This is a genomic window from Candidatus Amoebophilus asiaticus 5a2, from assembly GCF_000020565.1.
Taxonomy (GTDB): Bacteria; Bacteroidota; Bacteroidia; order Cytophagales; family Amoebophilaceae; genus Amoebophilus; species Amoebophilus asiaticus.
Genome location: NC_010830.1, coordinates 322,795 through 339,771, shown reverse-complemented (window position 1 = coordinate 339,771; position 16,977 = coordinate 322,795). Strand labels below are relative to the sequence as shown.

Sequence of the window (16,977 nt, the reverse complement as noted above, 5' to 3'; positions counted from 1 at the left end):
TTAATTATTCTTGTAGGTTTTGTTAGCAACAATCTGTTTTAGGGCCTCTAGCTCGTTTTTAAGGCGTTCAGCTTCTATGAAGTCTAGTTTGTCTGCTGCAGCCAACATTTTCTTTTCTGTGGCCTGTATAAGCTTATCCAGCTCATCTCTACGCATGTAAGGTATGATAGGATCAGCTGCTACACTTGGTTCTTTTTCTACATAGTACTGGGCTGCTTGTGGCGTGTCTCCTACTTTTGTTTGCTCTAAGATAGCTTCTCTAGATTTATGTACTGATCTAGGTGTGATGTTATGTTTTAGATTATATTCCATCTGTATGCTGCGTCTTCTGCTTGTTTCGTCAATGGCCGTTTCCATGGATTTTGTAATGGTATCCGCATACATGATTACTTTGCCATCTTCATTCCTAGCTGCTCTTCCAATAGTTTGTACAAGTGACTTTACATTTCTTAAAAAACCTTCCTTGTCAGCATCTAAAATGGCTACCAGTGAAACCTCTGGTAAATCTAATCCTTCTCTTAGTAAATTTACGCCTACTAATACATCAATTACCCCTAGTCTTAAGTCTCGTAGTATGTCTATTCTTTCTAATGTCTTTATTTCAGAATGTATATAGCTACACTTGACGCCTGCTCTTTCTAAATATTTGGTTAACTCCTCTGCCATACGCTTGGTCAGTGTTGTAATTAGCACACGCTCTTTCTTTTTTATGCGATCTGCTACCTCATTTAGTAAATCGTCAATCTGGTTGAGGCTGGGCCTTACTTCTATTTCTGGATCTAATAATCCTGTAGGACGAATTAATTGTTCTACCACTACACCTTCTGAGTGCCTTAGTTCGTAGTCGCTAGGTGTAGCACTTACAAAAATTACTTGATTGATGAGCGTTTCAAACTCATTAAAATTTAGAGGTCTATTATCAAGTGCAGCAGGTAATCGGAAAGCATTATCTACTAGATTTACTTTTCTAGCCCTGTCTCCTCCCCACATAGCACGTATTTGTGGTATTGTTACATGGCTTTCGTCGATCATCAACAGATAGTCTTTAGGAAAATAATCGACTAGACAGAATGGACGCATACCTGGTTGGCGCTTATCAAAGTAACGGGAGTAATTTTCGATTCCTGAACAATATCCCAGTTCACGCATCATTTCCAAATCTAGCTCGGTTCTCTCTTGAATTCTTTTAGCCTCATCAAATCGTCCTTCGTTTTCAAAAAACTTGATTTGTGCTACTAAATCATCTTGGATTTCATGAATTGCTTGCTGTAGGGTATCCTTGCTCGTTACAAATAAATTAGCAGGAAAAATAAGTACCTGTCTTTCTTCAGAAAGCTTTTGTCCTGTATTAGGGTCTATGCTATGGATAGCTTCTATCTCATCACCCCAAAATAGAAACCTATAAGCGTAATCTGCATAAGCTAGGAATATATCTATCGTGTCTCCTTTTACTCTAAAATGGCCCCTGCTAAACTCTTGTTCATTCCTACTATACAGCATATCTACAAAGTTTAAAAGCAGTTTGTTACGAGCAATTCTTTCGCCTACCTGTAAGCGTAATATATTTTTACCAAATTCTTCTGGGTTTCCAATACCGTAAATGCAGGAGACAGAAGCTACAATGATAACGTCTCTTCTGCCTGTAAGTAAGGCTGAGGTGGCTCTTAGCCTTAACTTTTCTAATTCATCGTTTATACTAAGATCTTTTTCTATATAAACATTGGTAGCAGGTATATATGCTTCTGGTTGGTAGTAATCATAATAGGATACAAAATACTCTACAGCATTTTCAGGAAAAAAGTTTCTTAATTCTCCATATAACTGGGCTGCTAAAGTCTTATTATGGCTCATTACTAGGGTTGGTTTATTTACTGCTTGTATGACATTAGCCATAGTAAAAGTTTTCCCTGAGCCTGTTACGCCTAGTAAGGTTTGTGATCTTTCTCCTGTATTAATACCATGTACTAGTTGCTGAATAGCTTGTGGCTGATCACCAGTGGGTTGGTAAGGGGCTGTAAGTTTAAAGGTCATACTGTTTTATTTGTAATAAAATATTTAAGGTGACTAAAGACTTCTAACATTTTGATAGAAATAGCGATATACTTGAATGGTCCCAGGAATTAATTTAAATTCTTTCATTTGTAATGGTGTTACCCATTCATAGCTAGAATGTTCTTCTGATAAATAAATTTTAGGAGGCTCTTTTAACTGAAGTTCGAAAACCTGTAAGGTGTAATCTATTGCTGGCCTTCTAAAAAATAGGGAACCAAGCATACGTAAAGACATATTTGCCTCTAAACTTGTTTCCTCAAATAGTTCTCTTTTCATGGCTTGGAATGGAGATTCCTGTTCTTCCATCTTACCACCAGGAATTCCCCAGGCTCCAGGATCAGCCTCGTTGGATGCACGCTCAAGCAATATAAAACTTTTAGAAAAATGTACAAAGCAACTAACAACTTGAATGCTAGAATCGAAATTGCAAGGTATTGTCTGGTAGATCTTTACCATAGCTTCAATATTTAGATTTTATCTTCTATTTATAATACTTATATGTTTTAGTTGTAAGTAATTCTAGCAACTTAGTAAAATCTACTTGTTCTTAAATGTGAATATTTAATGATTATCTAAATAAATTTAAATAGCGAATATCTTCTAAATTACTTATAAACAATACTTAAATATAATATAGAAAGCCTTATGCTATGTATTAGTAATAGAAGCTTCTACGCACAACGATGTTATATACTATCTTTTTATTTAAATAATTTGGCTAGGTTATATGCATACTATCTATCCTTTATATGCTGTGTTTAGTTAACTCCTGTTTTGGTTTTTAAATTAATATATAATGTTATACTAAGCTTAGTATTATTTAGTATAAACCCTTTTAACTTTGTACAGTTACCTATAATAGTCTATTATGCTGTTTTAAAATTTGATAAGTATAAACTCTAGGTATAGTATTAAAATTATATAAGCCAATAAAGTAAGTAATGGAAAATAAAATCAGAGTAGGGATTTTTTTAGGGGGTAGTTCTAGAGAACGTGAGATTTCTTTTGCAGGCGGACGAACTGTATACGATAATTTAGATAAAGGCTTATTTGAACCTATACCTATTTTTGTAGATAGTTTTAACAATTTTATACAGTTAGATTGGCGTTATCTATATCAAGGCAGCATACGCGATTTTTACCCACCTAGTGATATGCTATCTCTTACTAAATTCCAAATCTACATGGAATCATTGGGTAACTTATCACCCGACCAACTAAGCCAATATATGGCTAGGGTAGGCAAAAAGGTTACAGCAGAACAATTAAAAGGGATGATTGATTTTGCTTTTTTATCTTTGCATGGCCCTTGTGGTGAAGATGGGAGCATACAGGGTTTATTAGAATGGTATAAAATTCCTTATTCTGGCTCAGGTATATTAGGAACTGCTGTAGGTATTGATAAGATTGTACAGAAAAAGTGGATGCAACAAGCTGGCTTTTTAGTAACACCATATAGCATTATAGATAGAAATACTTGGCAGAAAACAACAAATAAAGATGCTCTTTTTGAAGAGCTCATCCATACATTGGGCCTACCATTGGTTATAAAAAGTCCACGTCAAGGTTCTTCTATTGGTGTAAACATTGTATATGAAAAAGATTTCGAAGCCTTTACCAAGGCAATACATGCTAGTTTTTTTATAGAACAAGTTACTGCTAAACAATGGCAAGAACTTTCTCCGCAAGCAAAAGAGCAATGGCTTATTAAGTTGGTTGATTTACGCTCAGGGATTGGGCTACCTGTGGAAATAAATGGCCACATTATTTATCATCCTGAAGCTTTACTAAACTTTGTTGATAATTACTTCAATTCTTGCGAGTCGCCTTTAGATTTAGTCAGCTTACAAGGAGAAGAGTCTGTACTTGTTGAGTCATTTATTACTGGTAGAGAATTTTCTTGTATTGTACTGCAAGAAGCAGGAAATGAGCCAGTAGCCTTGCCGCCAACAGAAATGTTAAAAGGCGATCTACATTTTGATTATAGAGCCAAGTATTTACCAGGATTAGTACGTAAACAGACTCCTATGACATTGCCTTTAGCACAACTAAATACTATTAAAGAAGCTTGTGTACAACTCTTTGAGAGCTTAAACTTTCAAGTATATGCCAGAATAGATGGTATATTTTCGTCTGACAATAGTATTTACTTGAATGATCCTAACACAACCGCTGGCATGAATCCTTCTTCATTTTTATTTCACCAGGCTGCTGAAATAGGGCTTAATCCTAGCCAGTTATTAACTTTTTTAATAAGAAATTCGCTTGCTGCACGTATATACAATCATACAATCAATTTGAAAGCTACAAAATTATTGTGGCTTGTAGATAACTATGTTGCATGCAAAATAAGTGGCAATAAGCAATAATTATAATCTTATAGGAGTATGATATAGGGTAGCTATTTTTATATAAAAATTAGTGGTTTTCTTGTTAACAAAGTTTTTTACTGGATATTCTAATTGTAGTTTTATAAAAGTCTCCATGTAGAAAAGAGTTTTACTATAGCCGAGTTAAAATAAATTTTTTTGTCAAAGTTATTGGCATACTTTATTTTTTGTCATAGCTTCACCACGTCCAAATTTAAGAGTATAGCTACACAATATAGACTTTTATGGTATTTACTATTAAAGAAATAGCACAACTTATAGGAGGCCATGTGGTGGGTGATGCGTCTATCAACATACATAAGCTATGTAAAATTCAAGAAGCCATACCAGGTAGCATTACCTTTTTAGCGAATCCAAGTTATGAAAAATATTTATACACTACTCAAGCCAGTGCTGTTATCATCAATAATTCATTTCAACCCGAACGTTCTGTTTCGCCTAGCTTAATTTTAGTAGAAGATCCATATGCTAGCTTTACAAAATTGTTAGCACATTATTACCAGGCTGTACTCAATAAACATAAAGTAGGCGTAGAAGAGCCTGCTCATTTAGGTAAGCATGTAAAATTAGGCAATTTAGTTTATAGAGGTGCCTTTTCTTATATAGGAGACTATGTAACCTTAGAAGATAAGGTACAGATTTATCCACATACTTACATAGGAGATCATGTTTCAATTGGAGAAAATACGATCATATATAGTGGTGTCAAAATTTATGCAGGCTGTCAAATAGGAAAAAATTGTATTATTCATGCAGGAGCTGTCGTAGGTAGTAATGGTTTTGGATTTGCTCCACAGCCAACAGGAAGCTATGAAAAAATACCTCAAGTAGGAGGAGTAATTTTAGAAGACAATATAGAAATTGGTGCGAATACAACCATAGACCGGGCAACTTTGGGTAATACTTTGATTAAGCAAGGTACCAAAATTGATAACTTAGTGCAGATAGCGCATAATGTAGAAGTCGGTAAAGATACAGTAATAGCAGCCCTTACAGGTATAGCTGGCTCTACTAAAATAGGAAACAATTGTATGTTAGGCGGGCAAGTAGGTGTAGCTGGGCATACAGAGATGGGAGATAGGACAGTTGTTGCAGGACAAGCAGGTGTTACAAAGTCTTATAAAAAAGGTAATGTTACTTTAATGGGAATGCCTGCTATTGAGAGAAAAAAATATTTAAAGAATTATGCAATTTTTAAACAGCTACAAAACATCCTTCAGATAAAAAAGGATGAACAATAGAGCGTAAAGCTAAACAGAAGATTATATCAATAGGATACCACTAATTATATTTGTGGTGTCCGTATATTTTTATAGCTAAAAACATATGCAAACAAAGCAACATACCATTCAAGCACCTGTGACTTTTTCAGGAGTAGGCATACACTCTGATTGTACAGCAACTGTAACATGTTTACCAGCTGGACCTGACCATGGTATTAAATTTCAACGTACCGATATAGAAGGGCAACCCATTGTTGAAGCAATTGTAGATCACGTAGTAGATGTAACTAGAAGTACAACTTTACGACATAATAACGCTTATGTAGATACTGTAGAGCATCTGCTAGCTGCTATAGGTGGGTTAGAGATAGATAACATGCTTATACAATTAGATGGTCCTGAAGTACCTATTCTAGATGGAAGCTCCATGCCTTTTGTAAAGGCCTTTCAAGAAGTTGAACTTACTAATCAAGGAGTGCCAAGGCGTTTCTTTCAAATCAACGAATCAGTAGTATATGCTAATGAGAGCCAAGGTATCGAGCTAAGTGCTTTTCCGTTAGATGATTACAAAATTTCGGTGATGATTGATTATGAAGTTGATAAACTACATAACCAACATGCTTTTTTAGGAAAAATATCAGATTTTGCAAAAGAAATTGCCCCTAGTAGAACTTTTGCTTTTTTAAGCGAGATACAATCTCTATATGAACATGGACTTATACGCGGTGGAAATCTTGATAATGCACTTGTTATAATAGATAAGGAAATGTCAGCTTCTGAATTAGAAAATTTAGCAAAAATTTTTAACAAGAAAGAGATCAAGTTAGCAGAAGGGGGTGTGTTGAACAATGTAAAAATGTATTTTCCTAATGAACCTGCTAGACATAAATTAATGGATTTGGTAGGAGATTTACTGTTAGTAGGACGTCCTATCAAAGGGCATATTGTAGCACATAAACCAGGCCATGCCTCTAATGTAGCGTTTGCCAGAAAGCTTCGAAAAATGATGCTTCAGCAAGAGAACGTAACCATACCTACGTACGACCCTAATATAGAACCCATTTTAGACATTAAGAAGATTACTAAAATGTTACCTCATAGATACCCTTTTCAGCTGGTAGATAAGATTATTCATTTAGAACAGCGTACTGTAACGGGTATCAAAAATGTAACTATCAATGAACCCTTCTTCCAAGGACACTTCCCCAATAATCCTGTTATGCCCGGTGTATTACAAATAGAGGCCATTGTACAAACAGGAGGTGTATTAGTCCTTAGTAGTGTTCCAGATCCTGAAAACTATTCGACATACTTCTTAGCTATTGAAAACTGCCGTTTCAGGAGAATGGTTTTGCCCGGAGATACTCTTATCATGCATTGCGAGTTGCTCTCAGAAATTAAAAGAGGTATTGTTAAGATGCGTGGAAGAGCCTTCGTAGGGAATAAGTTGGCTTGTGAAGCTATCATGACCGCACAAATTGTTAAACAAACTGAATGATTCAGTCATTAAACTATATACATCCTCAGGCACAACTCGGTGAAAATGTTAGTGTAGGCCCTTTTACCACTATCTCGGAAAATGTAATAATTGGTGAGGGTACCTGGATTGGGCCACATGTAACCATTTTGCCAGGGGCTAGGATAGGACGGCATTGCCAAATATTTCCTGGTGCAGTCATTGCAACAATACCTCAGGATTTAAAATTTCAAGGAGAAGAGACTACAGCAGAAATTGGTGACTATACTATCATCCGAGAATATGTAACCATTAGCCGAGGGACCTTAGCAGGGCCTACCACTACCATAGGTAATCATGTTTTACTAATGGCTTATGTACATGTAGCGCATGATTGTATTATCGGTGACCATTGTGTTCTTGCTAACGCTGTGCAGTTAGCTGGACATGTAGAGCTGGGGACACACGTGAAAATAGGAGGTACTGCTGCTTTACGACAATTTGTGAAGGTAGGAGCATACGCTATGATAGGCGGTGGGTCGTTAGTAAAAAAAGATATACCACCTTTTGTCAAAGTAGCTCGAGAACCACTCAAATACTGTGGGCTTAATATAGTAGGGCTCAAGAGGCTTGGGTTTACTGCATACCAACTACAAACTATCCAGCTTATTTATCGCTATATCTTTCAACAAGATCTACCCTTGGCAGAAGCACTTACACGTATAGAGCAAGAAATACCATCTTGCTGGGAAAAAGATACTATATTAAAATTCATTAACAACGCTAGTTTGGGTATTGTTAAAAATACAATTTGAACATTTTACCCTATAGCTAGTTAGTATAAGTGATTTTCTATTGAAGAAAACAAGTACCGTTAACAGATTATTGGTATGGATTTAAGGTATATAATAGCTTGTTAGCTAACAGCTAGAACTGGTAGTAACCTTTATATTTATGCTGATAACCATGTTTTTTGGACACTAGTATGGTTCTCATTATATCCATTTATTGATAAAAATTTATTAGTGAAGCTGAATTACTGGCTTTCCATTATAAAATAAATACTGAGAATTCTTAAATGGAGATTGTTTTGCATATTGCAATTAATTTTAACATTTACTATTCGGGATAAATATATGGACAAGAAGGTACTTTTGATGATCTTAGATGGGTGGGGACTTACAGATAACTATCAATATTCGGCTATTGCTCAAGCTAAAACACCTTTTATAGATTCACTCTACAAAAGCTACTCTTCTAGCCAATTACAAGCTTCTGGTATGGCTGTGGGTCTACCAGATGGACAAATGGGTAATTCTGAAGTAGGCCATATGCATATAGGTGCTGGTAGGGTTATTCCACAAGATTTATTAAGAATTAATAATGCAATTCATTCTGGTGAGCTTACCAACAACCCTACACTATTAAAGGTTTTGTCTTATGCCAAACAGAAAAATAAATCTGTACATCTAATGGGGCTTGTTTCTGATGGTGGCATACATTCTCATATCGATCATTTGAAAGGGTTGTGTAAGATATTGAGAAAACATGAGCTGTCGAACATATTTATTCATGCTTTTACAGATGGTAGAGATGCTGATCCTCATAGTGCTATACACTTCATAAAACAGCTTATACCCTATACGCAAGATTCTTCTATACAATTGGCTACTATTATAGGGCGCTATTATGCCATGGATAGGGATAATCGTTGGGAACGTATCAAAGTAGCCTATAATGCCCTTGTACATGGAATAGGTAATATACAAACTAACAACTGGGAGGCAGCTATAAATGAAGCATATGTAGCAGGAATTACCGATGAGTTTATTCAACCTATCATATTAACGCAGCACTCAGGATTACCTATAGCCACCATTCAACCAGGTGATGTGGTTTTATGCTTTAATTTTAGAACTGATCGTAGCCGACAGATTACGCAGGTACTTACGCAAACTCCAATGCCTGATTACCAAATGGAGACAATACCCCTTTACTATCTAACGTTAACTTTGTATGATGACACTTTTAAAGGCATCCATAACATATTTAACAAACCACCCTTTACCAATACATTAGGAGAAGTATTAAGCTTACATAGCAAGAAACAATTGCGTATAGCAGAAACGGAAAAATATCCACACGTAACTTATTTCTTTTCTGGTGGCAGAGAAATTCCATTTGAAGGAGAAGAACGTTTATTATATCCTTCCCCACAAGTTGCTACCTATGACTTAGCACCAGCTATGAGTGCTTATCAGATTACGGAGCAGCTTATACCTATACTAGACCAGAACAAATTTGATTTTATATGCCTTAACTATGCTAATCTAGATATGGTAGGGCACACAGGTGTATGGCAAGCAGCTGTAGAGGCCTGTGAAGTAGTGGATAGTTGTGTAGAAAAGGTTGTTAGACATGCCTTACAGAACAACTATATGACCTTATTGGTAAGTGATCATGGTAATGTAGAGCAAATGTTACAACCTAATAATACTCCGTATACGGCACATACTAGTAATCCAGTACCTTGTATATTGATAGATTCATCATTTAACCAACCTTTACATGCTGGAACATTAATAGATATTGCTCCAACTATTTTAAAATATATGAAACTGCCTATTCCACTAGAAATGGAGGGTAAGTCTTTATACTAAATATTTATTGTGTTATCTAATGTCAATAAATATCCAAATTTAGATATAAAAACTTTTTTAATCTTCTGGGGGATTTATAGTGTTTTTAGGTGTGCTTTGAACATAATAACTTATAGGTAGAAAATTATGAGAAGCATATTAATCTATTCTGTAAGAAGTTTAGGAATCTTTAATTGACAATGGTAGCATGTATGGTTGGTGTAATTTTAGATAAGAAATATTTGGCTAGGGTCATCAAATAAAAAATCAATGCCTGAATCTCGGCCTCAATTCTTTTTAAAGATGTATATAATTTTGTAGGAAGAAGTGGAAAATATTCATCTGGAACATTCTTTTAGAATTAAACATTATGAGATTGATAACTGATAACCAAGCTAAAATATTTTGTCAAGCTTTGGTTGATAAAAATTCATTATATGAGAGAATTTTCTTTGTAGGTATCGAAACAACTGGTGTATTTTTTCGTTCTATCTGCTATGCAAGGAAACCTAAATTTGAAAATTGTATATTTTTCAATACTGTCCAAGATGCTCTTTTAGCATCTTTTAGGCCATGTATGCGTTGTTGTCCGTTAATTCATCCTGGGCAGGTTTCACCTTTGGTGCAAACACTTGTTGAGTTAATAGAAATAAATCCAGAAAAAAGATGGAAAAATAGTGATTTCAAAGAGTTATCTGTGGATGCATCAACGGTTCGTCGCCAATTTAAAAGAAGGTTTGGTATGACGTTTATACAATTTGCACGCGTAAAGCGTATGGGAATCGCAATGAAGCAAATCCAAAAAGGAGAATCAGTTATTGCCGCACAATTAGATAGCGGTTATGAATCAAGCAGTGGTTTTAGAGATGCTTTTGCAAAGATCATAGGAGCAGGGCCAACAAAATTTGATGAACATCACACTGTTCTTAAATCAAGTTGGATTGATACACCACTTGGACCCATGCTTGCCATTACAGACGAAGAGTTTCTATATCTTCTGGAATTTGTTGATCAGCATAATTTAGAACGTAAGTTAGAAAGGTTACGTAGTAACTTGCGTGCCGTTATTGTTCCTGGTCGCACACAGTTGACACAGCAAATAGAAAGTGAATTAAATAAGTATTTTGAGGGTTCGTTAAAAGAGTTTAAGATCCCCATTTATCTTTTAGGAAGCTCATTTCAGCAACTTGTATGGAGTAAACTTATGACTATTCCTTATGGACAGACAAGAAGTTATGGTGAGCAGGCTAAAGCGCTTGGCAAAGAGACTGCCTATAGAGCTGTAGCAAGTGCTAATGGAACTAATAAAATAGCTATTGTTATTCCCTGTCATCGTATTATTAACAATAATGGAAAATTAGGTGGGTATAGTGGGGGAATTCACCGTAAAAAATGGCTTATTGATCATGAAAGACAGCATCAACAATAAAAATATACATCAAATTCAAACGTTCTTACAAGGGTTAGCAAGCCCCAATAAGGAAAAGGTTGCAAGGTTTTTTAAAACAGGAACAGGTGATTATGCGGAAGCTGATGAATTTATAGGTGTCCCAGTACCTGTTTTACGTAAAATTGCAAAAACATTCGCATGCATTTCATTAGAAGAGATACAGCAACTTATACAATCAAAAATTAATGAAGAAAGGTTGTTAGGGCTAATTATCTTGGTGAACCAATATGGAAAAGCACCAAGTGAATCCAAGGATAAAATTTATCTATTTTACTTAAGTAATCTATCTAATGTAAATAATTGGAACCTTGTAGACACTTCAGCTCATCTGATTATGGGAGCTCATTTATTAGATAAAGATAAGGATATCTTAATCAACTTGGCAAATTCAAATAGCATGTGGGAGCGCCGTATTGCAATAGTAGCTACTTGGTATTTTATTAGAAAAAATAACTTAGATTGGACATTTAAAATTGCTGAAATACTCTTAAATGATAAACATGATTTAATCCATAAGGCTGTTGGTTGGATGTTGCGTGAGGCAGGTAAAAGAGATCAGCAACAGCTTATCTTGTTTTTAAATCAATATACTCGATTAATGCCAAGAACAATGCTAAGATATGCTATTGAAAAATTTTCTGAGCAACAGAAGAAATCTTACCTTACAATGATACTAAAATTGTAGCAATTTCTATAACTATAGCTTATCTATATCAGTTTAGCCGCTTATAGTAATGTTTTCCAAATAAATTATATAAAGTCTACATCTACATTAAGAGGGTATTTCATTAGATAGTTGATCGCTTCTTGTACAGATACCCCTTCAAATAACACTCTATACATCATTTCCGTAATAGGTGCACGCAGTTTATAGTGAGCTATAAGGCCACGGATAGTTTTCGCTGTGTACACACCTTCTGCCGTTAAACCTGCAGTATTTAAAATTTGTGATAAAGTTTCTCCTTGTGCTAGTCTATAACCCACTGTATAATTTCTACTTAGCTTGCTGGCACAAGTAGCTACCAGGTCTCCTATTCCTGCTAAACCTAGGAAAGGTTGTACGCTGGCCCCCATGGCTTTACCTATATGGATCATTTCTACTAAACCACGGCTTATTAAAAGTGCTTTTGCATTTTCACCATATCCTAGTCCACTTAAACAACCAGCTCCTATGGCAATGATATTTTTTAATACTCCACATAGCTCTACACCAATCATGTCGGTATTGGTATAGACTTGAAAATTATCGCTTCTTAAAAATCTTTGCCCAATCTCCGTAACCATTTTAGAAGCACTAGACATTACTATAGCAGCAGGTTGGTTTTGCGCAAGCTCACTCGCTAAATTAGGGCCTGCAATACAACCTACTTGGTTAACTGGAGTTTCAGCTGTAATCAATTCAGACATTGTCTTTACATGACTTCTATTAAGCTCAGGTAAGCCCATAGGCTTTTCTCCATCAGATTTATGCGGCCAATTTACGTCTAGTCCCTTAATGCCATGTATAAGAATATGTTGTAAATCTAATAGTGGTGCTAATTCTTTTAGTAATTCTTTGGCTCCTTGAGAAGGTATAATTGGAAAAATTACCTGACAATATTTAGTTAAGTCTTTTAATACGGTTGTAATTATGATATTAGGAGCTAAAACTTGGCCGGCTGAAATACGTGTCTTTTCTATTTCATCAGCTGATGTTTGCTTACGCACATACAAGAGTACATCTGTATTATATGCTAATAAGTTTGCAATGGCTGTACCAAAACCGCCTGCACCAATTACGCCTACCAACTTATTAGATATATTTTTCGAGTTCATAGCCAGTTAGTTTATTATGATAATAAAGTAAGCTACAAATATCTCTAGTTGTTATATTACCATTTTTATCTCTTATCAAAGGTAGCTGGTGGTGATATAGTCCTAAATTAGAAAATCCATCTACAATCATATTTTCTATTGTGCCTTGTTGTAATTTTTCAGATACACGTATTCTACTTTGTTTTCCTAATGTTAAAACAGCCTCTCTTACTTGTGCAAAAGCCTTTTCTAACTCAGTATAGGAAATTGTTAGTGCATTACTTGGTAGATTTAGAAAATCTTTAAGCTCTATAGTTGCATGTTTAATACGCATCAATTCAAAAGCTGTAAATGCCAATAGGCAGCTTGTAAGTACACAGTTATTGATACGGTAAGATTCTATAATACGTTGCCCTAAAGCTTTTGTACGCTCTTTGTTCTCCTGCTCAGTTTCGTGCTTTACTTCTACTTTTTCTTTAAAGTGCTGATGTAAGTCTATACGTTCTCCTTGTAAATTGTAGCTATGTCCTGCTGTATCTACTTTATTGCCTAGTACATCCATAGGCTGACCAATTGAAACAGCTATGCTAGAACTTTCAGTAGCAAAAGCTTTAATTAATTTCAGTAGCTTGTAAGAGTTATTAAGCCAATCTTTTTTAGGCGTGTAAACATAATTTCCTTGTTCTGCTAAATATTCACGGATTAGAAAAGGAGCTTCTAACACAAAATGGTAGTTAAATACCACGGGTACTATAAAAATTTTAGTTGCAGCCGCACCATGAACTTGATAGTTAATTTGTTGTGCTTCTATGGTACTACCTAACAGACCTAATTTCAAAGAACTTTCTAAAGCACCTGTTCTAGAACGCGTGCCACCAGGGTAAAATAAGCTATGGCATCCTAAATGTAAAGATAAGCTTGAATAAGCCTTTAGAGTAGTTAAATAAGCCACGTCTTTCTTACGCCTATCTACTTTATAAGTACCTAGTTTATTCATAAAATAAGCAAAGAATTGCCGGTTGAATAAATTGAGGCCTGCGCCATAAGTAAAAGGTGGTAGTCCTAGCGTTTCTATAACCCATCCTATTAATACTGAATCGAAATGACTACAATGGGTAGGCACCATTACAACAGTTCCCAGGCGTGCTAGTTGACGTAACTCATTAATGGATCCCAATATTGGAATTTGTTCTTGCAGCCTAGCTCTAATCTGTGGTAGTGTACGTAGACGGCGAGGATTTACAGGATTTAGCAGCCTATTTAATGTATAAGAAGCGGTAGCTTGTGCTAATCGATAGTGCCATAAATTAAATCCTCCTACTATCTCTTTTGCATAATGTAGTGTTATGTCTTTTAATAACTCAGGAAGCGGCACCTGCTCTTGATTTAATGCATCTATTTTTTGCGCCCAAAAACTAGCATCATCTTTAGCATCTACTTTCCATTGCATTCTTTGCAGGCGTGCTTGGTCTTGGGCTAGTGATTTTGCTAGATTTTTACGTAAAGCTAGGGTATTTGGTTGCAGCGTTAGTATATCCGCAACAGCTTTATCACTAACTGATTGTACAAAAGCATCTTTATCCTGATACATTTTTACAATAGGCCAGTCGGTAGGGTTAGCTAAAATGGGGTCGTATCGTAACTTCCTATACATTATAATTTACTATTTTTGTATACTATACTATATACACATAAGTCAGCTTACAAAACGTCCAAGATAATATAAAAATATTAAGCTAGCTAATCCTATATATATCTCTTTGAACAAGTTTTAATAACATGCCTAAAGCTAATATCTATTATTTTGTAGAAGATATACAGTTTAAGTTACCTAATCCAAAAATTATTACGGATTGGATACATAACGTTATACAACAAGAAAATTGCCAGCTTGTTAATCTCAATTTTATCTTTTGTTCGGATAATTTTTTACACAAGAAAAACTTGAAGTACTTACAACATGATACACTTACTGATGTAATTACCTTTAGTTATGCTGAGGATCAAAAGAATATAGAAGGAGAAATTTATATCAGTATAGAGCGTGTTTCGGACAATGCTACAACTTACCAAATAGATTTTTGGCAAGAACTTTATACAGTAATGATACATGGTGTATTACATCTATTGGGTTATAATGATGAGACATTATTAGAGCAAGAAGAGATGCGTAAAAAAGAGAGTATATACATGCTTGCTAATCGTATTGTTAATCTTCACTAGCCAGATTATAGCGTGAAATAATAGGTAAATTCTTTGTCTTTTTTGACTAACCAGTTAGCACATTTACCCCTTTGTATTTTCAATTAATTTTAGCTGTTTTTATACTTATTTAAGTATTACAAATAGCATATAAATCCTAGTTTATTCCAAAAAAAATTCGTATTATAATAATATGGAGAAGCTAATATAAGGAAGTCTTTTCCTTACATAAGTTTCAAAAATTATGTATCACTTTTCAAATCTTGAACAAGAAATGAATTACCGAAAAACAAAAACAATACAAAAAGCAACCCTGGCTAAGAGAGGGATATCAGGCGCCCTTCTTTTATTCTTGCTATTGGCAGCACAATGTACTTCAAATGAACATGCTGGCATATCTGGAGGTCAAAATCATAATCTACCTATAGATCCAAAAGATAAGGAAAATTCTAAGGCTAGAAATAAATTCTTGTCGGAATCTTTGGGTTATTCTTTAAACCATGGGCAGGCGGGGCTTGAACATAAGATTATTCTAGATGCTCAAGCAAATGTAGGCAAGGATGGCGAAGTATTAACACGCAAGGATAGCTATAAACAAAAAGACACTGCTTACTTACCTAGCAAAAAAGATGGTATTAGGTATTTTGCACAAATAGCACGTAAATCTGTAGTAGGAGATAAAGAAAAACTTAATGCTGCTAACAAACGTAGAGCAAAAAGCGGAGCGCTAGAAATTGAAGAAGGAATCCATGGGGTAATGAAAGAGGTATTTGATAAATTTTTAGGGACAAAAAATGCTAATACAGCAAAACATCCTAGATTTTATGTAGTGGCTCACTATATGGGTTTATCAGATAAGATGAGGGCAGCTGTTCTTACGGGTCCTAATAAAGATAATAATCCAGAGCTTATCAAGCAGTTGAGAAAATATTTAGAAGAGTTTGTAGACCAAGTTAAGAAAGTAAGACCTGATGGTGAAGGTGTAGAAATTATAATCCCTGTAAAAGGAAGCGAACTTGAGTACCAAACACCATCAAAAGGTTCTGTTGTGTTAAAAATAAAGCAAATGACAGGAGTAGAGAGAAGAAAGCACTATACTTTAGATAAGGACTTATCAAAAGAACTTGATGGTGTAATTAAAAAAGTTGAAGACGGAATCAATGTACTTGATAAAGAATTAAAATAATATTTTAGATAGCAACTGTATAAAATCAACAGTTGATCAATTGTCAAGTCAAGCATTACCTAGGGGTTTTTAAAACCTCTAGGTAATGTTTTTTATACAAGCAATATTCTTCTAAGAAATTCTATAAATTAAAAATCATCAAACAAACAACCAATTATATTTACTAAATTGCTAATAAAAGTATAATATGCGACGTACCAAAGATAGGAGGATCTTAAATCTCTCGTAAAATTATGTATGAAAAATTGCCAGACAATTTCTTTACAAAAGTCCATGAAATAGTTAAATTAATTCCTCCAGGTCGTGTAACTACTTATGGGGCAATTGCTCATTATATAGGGCTTAAGAAGAGCGCACGTATGGTAGGTTGGGCACTTAATCAAACCAAGCATAACAAAGATATACCCGCGCATAGAGTAGTAAACAGACAAGGACTGTTGACAGGCAAACAACATTTTACTTCCAATGCAAGTATGGAGCAACTGCTTCAGCAAGAAGGAATTAAAATCAAAAATAATCAGGTACAAGATCTCCAAGCTATCTTCTGGACCCCTGAGGAATTAGAAATTGAGTAGATATAAACAA

At 35.0% G+C, this 16,977-nt stretch carries 14 protein-coding genes; 10 read left to right on the top strand and 4 right to left on the bottom strand.

Going from position 1 to position 16,977, the window contains the following annotated elements:
- The gene (uvrB, locus tag AASI_RS01455) at window positions 1-2,031 is read right to left on the bottom strand and encodes an excinuclease ABC subunit UvrB (RefSeq protein WP_012472494.1); all 2,031 of its coding nucleotides are present in this window, start codon (window positions 2,029-2,031) and stop codon (window positions 1-3) included.
- A 33-nt stretch (window positions 2,032-2,064) separates the two neighbouring features.
- Window positions 2,065-2,508, bottom strand: coding sequence for an NUDIX hydrolase (locus AASI_RS07520; RefSeq protein WP_012472493.1), 444 nt, complete (start codon window positions 2,506-2,508; stop codon window positions 2,065-2,067).
- 485 nt (window positions 2,509-2,993) lie between these two features.
- On the opposite strand from AASI_RS07520, the gene AASI_RS01445 reads away from it, so the two are divergent.
- The 7 genes from AASI_RS01445 (at window position 2,994) to AASI_RS01415 (ending at window position 11,895) form a co-directional block, all read left to right on the top strand.
- Complete coding sequence (locus AASI_RS01445; RefSeq protein WP_012472492.1) at window positions 2,994-4,421, top strand: D-alanine--D-alanine ligase family protein; 1,428 nt, start codon at window positions 2,994-2,996, stop codon at window positions 4,419-4,421.
- A gap of 245 nt (window positions 4,422-4,666) precedes the next feature.
- Window positions 4,667-5,683, top strand: coding sequence for a UDP-3-O-(3-hydroxymyristoyl)glucosamine N-acyltransferase (lpxD, locus tag AASI_RS01440; protein ID WP_012472491.1), 1,017 nt, complete (start codon window positions 4,667-4,669; stop codon window positions 5,681-5,683).
- A gap of 85 nt (window positions 5,684-5,768) precedes the next feature.
- A complete protein-coding gene (locus tag AASI_RS01435) occupies window positions 5,769-7,163 on the top strand; it encodes a bifunctional UDP-3-O-[3-hydroxymyristoyl] N-acetylglucosamine deacetylase/3-hydroxyacyl-ACP dehydratase (RefSeq protein ID WP_012472490.1) in 1,395 nt (464 codons plus the stop codon).
- Window positions 7,160-7,936: an acyl-ACP--UDP-N-acetylglucosamine O-acyltransferase gene (lpxA, locus tag AASI_RS01430; protein WP_012472489.1), complete on the top strand. Its 777-nt coding sequence runs from the start codon at window positions 7,160-7,162 to the stop codon at window positions 7,934-7,936. The genes AASI_RS01435 and lpxA overlap by 4 nt, the downstream gene beginning before the upstream one ends.
- A gap of 321 nt (window positions 7,937-8,257) precedes the next feature.
- Window positions 8,258-9,781: a 2,3-bisphosphoglycerate-independent phosphoglycerate mutase gene (gene gpmI, locus AASI_RS01425; protein WP_012472488.1), complete on the top strand. Its 1,524-nt coding sequence runs from the start codon at window positions 8,258-8,260 to the stop codon at window positions 9,779-9,781.
- Window positions 9,782-10,130: 349 nt separating this feature from the next.
- Window positions 10,131-11,189 carry a bifunctional transcriptional activator/DNA repair enzyme AdaA gene (locus AASI_RS01420; RefSeq protein ID WP_012472487.1) on the top strand — a complete coding sequence of 353 codons (1,059 nt, stop codon included), beginning with the start codon at window positions 10,131-10,133 and terminating at the stop codon, window positions 11,187-11,189.
- Window positions 11,167-11,895 (top strand): DNA alkylation repair protein, encoded by a 729-nt coding sequence (locus tag AASI_RS01415; protein ID WP_012472486.1) that lies wholly within the window; start codon window positions 11,167-11,169, stop codon window positions 11,893-11,895. The genes AASI_RS01420 and AASI_RS01415 overlap by 23 nt, the downstream gene beginning before the upstream one ends.
- A gap of 65 nt (window positions 11,896-11,960) precedes the next feature.
- On the opposite strand, the gene AASI_RS01410 is transcribed toward AASI_RS01415, so the two are convergent.
- Both AASI_RS01410 and AASI_RS01405 read right to left on the bottom strand, forming a co-directional pair.
- A complete protein-coding gene (locus tag AASI_RS01410) occupies window positions 11,961-13,025 on the bottom strand; it encodes an NAD(P)H-dependent glycerol-3-phosphate dehydrogenase (RefSeq protein ID WP_012472485.1) in 1,065 nt (354 codons plus the stop codon).
- A complete protein-coding gene (locus tag AASI_RS01405; RefSeq protein ID WP_012472484.1) occupies window positions 13,003-14,658 on the bottom strand; it encodes a 1-acyl-sn-glycerol-3-phosphate acyltransferase in 1,656 nt (551 codons plus the stop codon). Before AASI_RS01405 ends, AASI_RS01410 begins: the two co-directional genes overlap by 23 nt.
- A gap of 125 nt (window positions 14,659-14,783) precedes the next feature.
- On the opposite strand from AASI_RS01405, the gene ybeY reads away from it, so the two are divergent.
- The 3 genes from ybeY to AASI_RS01390 all read left to right on the top strand — a co-directional run bounded on the left by ybeY (window position 14,784) and on the right by AASI_RS01390 (window position 16,967).
- Window positions 14,784-15,227: an rRNA maturation RNase YbeY gene (ybeY, locus tag AASI_RS01400; protein WP_012472483.1), complete on the top strand. Its 444-nt coding sequence runs from the start codon at window positions 14,784-14,786 to the stop codon at window positions 15,225-15,227.
- A 223-nt stretch (window positions 15,228-15,450) separates the two neighbouring features.
- Entirely contained in the window at window positions 15,451-16,392 is a 942-nt protein-coding gene (locus AASI_RS01395) for a hypothetical protein (protein ID WP_012472482.1), read from the top strand.
- 233 nt (window positions 16,393-16,625) lie between these two features.
- A complete protein-coding gene (locus AASI_RS01390; protein WP_012472481.1) occupies window positions 16,626-16,967 on the top strand; it encodes an MGMT family protein in 342 nt (113 codons plus the stop codon).
- Window positions 16,968-16,977 lie beyond the last annotated feature (10 nt).